Consider the following 3,041-nt stretch of genomic DNA (forward strand, 5'->3'; position numbering starts at 1 on the left):
ACCCACGGACGTGCCGATCGTTAGCCTGCTGGCCGGCACCGTAAGTGAATGGGCCGGACACGTCGAGCCCGATCTGTGGCGTCGCTACGTGGCGCTGCTCCTCGACGGCATGCGCCGACACGACGGCCAGAGCCGATTCGCCGTCAGCGCCCTGAACGACGAGCAGATGGACGCGGCCATGCGGGGATGGCTTCCCGCGGGTTGACAAAGGTCTATATTTGTCGTACTCATAAGACATGTCAGCTGCTTTGTCTCATCGCACGCCTGCCCGATTCCAGCTCGGAAGGGCTGAGACATGGCCGAATCCCTGGCCGATGTACAAAGCACTCCGCGACCACGACCCCGTGCACCACGTCGTCCCGCAGGACAACCCCGAGCACGACTACTACGTGCTGTCGCGGCACGCCGACATCTTCACCGCGGCGCGCGATCACGAGACGTTCTCGTCGGCGCAGGGATTGACCGTCAACTACGGCGAGCTCGAGCTGATCGGGCTGGCCGACAACCCGCCGATGGTCATGCAGGACCCGCCGGTGCACACCGAGTTCCGCAAGCTGGTGTCGCGCGGCTTCACGCCGCGGCAGGTCGAGGCGGTGGAGCCCAAGGTCCGTGAGTACGTGATCGAGCGCATCGAGCGGATCCGGGCCAACGGCGGCGGCGACATCGTCGGCGAGCTGTTCAAGCCGCTGCCGTCGATGGTCGTCGCGCACTACCTCGGCGTGCCCGAGGAGGACCGCAACCAGTTCGACGGCTGGACTGAGGCGATCGTCGCCTCCAACACCGCCGAGGGCGGCATCGGCGGTGCGCTGGAGAATTTCGGCGACGCGCTGGGCGGGATGATGGCGTACTTCACAGCGCTCATCGAACGCCGCCGCAGCGAGCCCGAGGATGACACCGTGTCGCACCTGGTGGCCGCGGGCGTCGGCGCCGACGGCGACATCGCGGGGGTGCTGTCGATCCTGGCGTTCACGTTCACGATGGTGACCGGCGGCAACGACACCACCACCGGCATGCTCGGCGGTTCGGTGCAACTGCTGCATCAGCGGCCCGACCAGCGCGCCATGCTGGCCGAACACCCGGACCTGATCGGCGGTTCCGTCGACGAGTTGCTGCGACTGACGTGCCCCGCCCAGATGCTCGGCCGCACGGTGACACGCGACGTGACCATCGGCGACACCACGATCCCCGAGGGCCGCCGCGTGATGTTCCTCTACGGATCCGGCAACCGCGACGAGCGGCAGTACGGTGACGATGCCGGTGAGCTGGACGTGACCCGCAAGCCGCGCAACATCCTGTCCTTCAGCCACGGCGCACACCACTGCCTCGGCGCGGCCGCCGCCCGCATGCAGTCGAGGGTGGCACTCGAGGAGCTCATGACCCGCATCCCCGACTTCGAGGTCGACGAGGACGGAATCGTCTGGGCCGGCGGCAGTTACGTGCGTCGTCCGTTGTCGGTGCCGTTCACGGTGAAGTGATGGCGGGCGACTGGCTGGCCGAACGCCGCACCGAGGTGGCCGCCGACCGGATCCTCGACGCCGCGGAGGAGCTGTTCACCCGCCGGGATGCGGCCACCGTGGGGATGAACGAGATCGCAAGGGCCGCAGGATGTTCCCGCGCCACGGTGTACCGCTACTTCGAGAACCGCGATGCGCTGTACACCGCGTACGTGCACCGTGAGACCTACCGGGTGTTCAGGGAGATGGGCAAACGCATAGCGGGCATCGCCGATCCCCACGAGCGACTGCTCGAAGGCGTGGTCGCATCCTTGCGCAGCGTTCGCGAAAGCCCCGCGCTGTCATCGTGGTTCGCCTCGACCCAGCGCCCGATCGGCGGCGAGATGGCAGAACGCTCGGACGTGATCAAGGCGCTGACGGAGGCCTTCCTGCGCTCCCTGGGCATCGACGACGTCGAACAGCGTGCGCGCTGGTTGGTCCGCGTGATGATCTCGCTGCTGGTGTTCCCCGGTCACGACGAAGCTGACGAGCGGATCATGCTGGAGGAGTTCGTGATGCCGATGGTCGCGCCGACGCTCAACGCTATGCCACCCAGTACGCCTGGGCCTTGATGAACCTGCGCGGAATCTTGTAGTCCTCGCGAAAGATCTTGGCCACTGCGCGGGTGGTGCGGTTGTCGCAGGCGACCCAACCGAAGTGGTCGGCGGCGTCGAAGGCGGATGCGCCGACCGCCTCCACCAAGGCCTCCCCGGCCTTCTTGCGGTCCACCCACGTCACCTCGCCCGTGCCGACGGGCAGCTCGCGATCGTCGTCGTGGGCGGACTCGAAGATGACCTTGGAGGGCGTGACGGTGCCACCCCCCGTCGCTTCGCTCGCCCGGGCGATGGCGTCGAGCAGTGTGTTGATCGCGGGCAGTGAGGCGGCGTCGCCCACGATGACGTATCCGGCCGGTGCGGGTTCGGGCAACCTGAAGTTGCTGCCCAGCACCGTCACCTCCAGCGTGTCGCCTGCCTTGGCCTACGCCGCCCACCGGGTGGCCAGCCGTCGGGGAACCAGCCGCGCACCCACATCGTCGGGTGTATCGGCCCCTCGGTGAGCAATTCCTTGCCGTCGAAGTGCAGTCGCAGGTAGTTCGGCGTGAGCTCGGTGCGGCCCGTCACCGTCAGCTCGTAGTCGCCGCCCCGCCACAACTTGACGAGTGCGCCGGAAAGCCCGCGCGACGGCTTCTGCTCGGACATATACCGCTCTCTCGAATCGACTTAGGGCAGCATAACCTAATGTCGCCTGCCCGGGAGACCTCCGTGGCCTCCAGGGGAGCGGCTTGAGCGTCGGTTCTGCGTGCAGGGCGTAAGAGTGCGAGTAGCCCGCACCACCCACGCAGAGTCGATCGGGCGCCTACGTCTTGACCCGGGTGAACCGGTGCAGCAACCACGCCAGCGGAATCGTCACCAGCATCGTGACCACGAACAGCCAGACCATCGAACCCGTGTAGATGTGGAAGTGCAGGATCTCGACCATCACCAACTCCATCATGACCAGATGGATCAGGAAGATCTCGTAGGAGATCTCGCCGAGGAACACCATCGG

General features: G+C 66.7%; 2 protein-coding genes and 3 pseudogenes. 3 read left to right on the forward strand and 2 right to left on the reverse strand.

All coding sequences use genetic code 11. The features are described from left to right. The 3 genes and pseudogenes from QOC69_RS30530 to QOC69_RS30540 form a co-directional block, all read left to right on the forward strand. A pseudogene (locus QOC69_RS30530) lies at positions 1-205 on the forward strand (TetR/AcrR family transcriptional regulator); the annotation flags it as partial. 31 nt (positions 206-236) lie between these two features. Then, complete coding sequence (locus QOC69_RS30535; protein ID WP_526446256.1) at positions 237-1,475, forward strand: cytochrome P450; 1,239 nt, start codon at positions 237-239, stop codon at positions 1,473-1,475. Beyond that, positions 1,475-2,065 (forward strand): TetR/AcrR family transcriptional regulator, encoded by a 591-nt coding sequence (locus QOC69_RS30540; protein WP_526446257.1) that lies wholly within the window; start codon positions 1,475-1,477, stop codon positions 2,063-2,065. Before QOC69_RS30535 ends, QOC69_RS30540 begins: the two co-directional genes overlap by 1 nt. Here the strand turns inward: QOC69_RS30540 and QOC69_RS30545 are convergent. Beyond that, a pseudogene (locus QOC69_RS30545) lies at positions 2,037-2,692 on the reverse strand (siderophore-interacting protein). The gene QOC69_RS30540 and the pseudogene QOC69_RS30545 sit on opposite strands and share 29 nt — an antisense overlap. A gap of 157 nt (positions 2,693-2,849) precedes the next feature. Then, a pseudogene (locus QOC69_RS30550) lies at positions 2,850-3,041 on the reverse strand (acyltransferase family protein); the annotation flags it as partial.

It is taken from the genome of Mycobacterium sp., assembly GCF_032162105.1.
Lineage (GTDB): Bacteria > Actinomycetota > Actinomycetes > Mycobacteriales > Mycobacteriaceae > Mycobacterium.

What these genes read in the sequence shown, in the direction of transcription:
- QOC69_RS30535 (WP_526446256.1), top strand. Translation starts at nt 237, where the DNA reads ATGTCAGCTGCTTTGTCTCATCGCACGCCTGCCCGATTCCAGCTCGGA.
- QOC69_RS30540 (WP_526446257.1), top strand. Translation starts at nt 1,475, where the DNA reads ATGGCGGGCGACTGGCTGGCCGAACGCCGCACCGAGGTGGCCGCCGAC.